The organism is Xylanibacter rarus (assembly GCF_001275135.1).
In the GTDB taxonomy this organism is placed as follows: domain Bacteria; phylum Bacteroidota; class Bacteroidia; order Bacteroidales; family Bacteroidaceae; genus Prevotella; species Prevotella rara.
Window position 1 is genome coordinate 1 of sequence record NZ_LFQU01000073.1, and the last position, 1,430, is coordinate 1,430.

A 1,430-nucleotide genomic window follows, 5' to 3' on the forward strand; every position below is an offset into this window, starting at 1 on the left:
AGTCGTCCCTTAAAAAGCCCATTTTGGGGAGATGTTGTTCTGACACAGTATCTCGCAAATTTTTTGAAACATGCAACAAAGAGCTTTCATGGCTCTTTTGAAGTTATAGACCGCAGCCACCAGAAGAACGTTCACAGTATCTCCCGTCACACCCTTATAAAAGTTGCGGCCTAATCGGTAATCTGACTTTAAGTGACCTATTGTCGGTTCTATACCTGCACGCTTGCAGAATAGTTTATGTTTTTTCCGTTTCTGATAACGGCTGTCTGACTTTTTGGGTACATCGGGAATCATAATCTTCGTCCCGTTAATTTCCTTCTTGCCTCTGTATCCTCTGTCACCTGCCAGCACTTTGATTTTTCGCCCGGTTAACCGTTCTACCTGTTCCAGGGAAGACCCGATGGTATGGCCGTCATATTCATTGCGGAAAGACATGGCGCCAAGAATAATGCCTGTGACAGAACGTATGATGGATACCTTGTTGCCGAATTCGTACTTCTTATGTTCTTTGCCCTTGCTGATACATTGTACTTCCGGCTCATGAATGGAATAGACCTTTTTACGGCTGTTACGTCTTTGGGAGAGAATGGTTTCAAAGATTCCGAGCAATTTGTCATAGTCGTGATTCCCCTTAAGATTACGCTTCAGCTCCCTGACAAGTCTTCCGGCTATAGTACGTAAACGCCTGTCTGCCTTGAGGGCTTTCTTCCTGTTCTTGGGATGGTTCCGGAAACGCTGGTCACGATAGATTCCCTTGAGCACAAAGGTGTAGCTTTGACGCAGAGGAAGCCCCAGCTTTTTCACAATACCAAGAACTTTCTTCACGATCTTCTTATGCAACTTTGCATCCGTGGGATAAGTGATATTCTTTTCCTGAACTGTAGAATCAATAAAGGCAGTATCATGATGACGGTCTTCATCATCCTCGTTATTCACGCGAATACTTTCCTGAAAGATAAGTTCAATTCCCTCTTTACCGATACGCTTGCGGAAATGAACCAGCTCTGAAGAGGCACACGGGGCAGACGGAGTGAACTCCTGCATACCACAAAAATACTGATAATAAGCGTTTTCGCTCCATTGTTCTACCAAAGACTCATCTGACAGATTACGAAGGTGCTTCAGGATGAGCATACCACACATCAGACGGATTGGCTTGCCGGGACGGCCGTTTGACTGACAATATAAAGGTTGGAAGGCTGTCTCAAATTTTCCCCAGTCTATTTTGTCGGCCAATTGGTAAAGCGGGTGTGATTGGTTCAGCATGTCAGGCAGGCTGCTGAATAAAGAAGGGTTATTATTAGTATTTTTAATCATAAAATCTGCAAGTTTCTTAACCCAAAGATAAGAAAACTTGCAGATTTATCAAAGACTTTTATTGATTAAATTACTGAATAACAGTAGATAACGATGTTTTTAAAGGACGACTA

At 43.1% G+C, this 1,430-nt stretch carries 1 protein-coding gene; it reads right to left on the minus strand.

The annotated features are described in order from the left end of the window. Positions 1 to 9: 9 nt before the first annotated feature. Positions 10 to 1,317 (minus strand): IS5 family transposase, encoded by a 1,308-nt coding sequence (locus tag ACU52_RS14525; protein WP_053399324.1) that lies wholly within the window; start codon positions 1,315 to 1,317, stop codon positions 10 to 12. Between the last annotated feature and the right edge of the window lie 113 nt (positions 1,318 to 1,430).